Origin of the sequence: Mesorhizobium sp. M4B.F.Ca.ET.203.01.1.1 (assembly GCF_004791025.1) — a bacterium.
GTDB lineage: Bacteria > Pseudomonadota > Alphaproteobacteria > Rhizobiales > Rhizobiaceae > Mesorhizobium > Mesorhizobium abyssinicae.
In genome coordinates this window covers 1-361 of record NZ_SRUO01000125.1, presented here as the reverse complement: position 1 = coordinate 361, position 361 = coordinate 1, and the positions used below count along the sequence as shown (strand labels likewise).

Genomic DNA, 361 nt, shown 5'->3' with positions numbered 1-361 from the left:
GTCCGCCTGACCGGCAAGCCGGGCGTATGCCTGGCAACGCTCGGCCCGGGCGCGCTCAACTTCACCACCGGCGCCGCCTATGCGCTGCTCGGTGCGTGGCCGGTGATCCTGATCACCGGACAGAAGGGCATCGTTGCCAGCAAGCAGGCGCGCTTCCAGATCGTCGACATCGTCAGCACGATGAAGCCGCTGACCAAGCAGGCGCGGCAGATCGTCTCGGCGCGCACGATCCCGACCATCGTCCGCGAGGCGTTCCGGGTTGCCCAAGAGGAGCGGCCAGGCCCGGTGCTGCTGGAGCTGCCCGAGGACATCGTCGCCGATGAGGTCGAGGGCGCGGCGCTGATCCCGCCGCACGCGGTGG

At 70.1% G+C, this 361-nt stretch carries 1 protein-coding gene; it reads left to right on the top strand.

From position 1 onward, the window contains the following. Window positions 1–361, top strand: a 361-nt coding sequence (locus EN846_RS33945; RefSeq protein WP_245518770.1) for a thiamine pyrophosphate-binding protein, incomplete at both ends; no start/stop codon positions are given.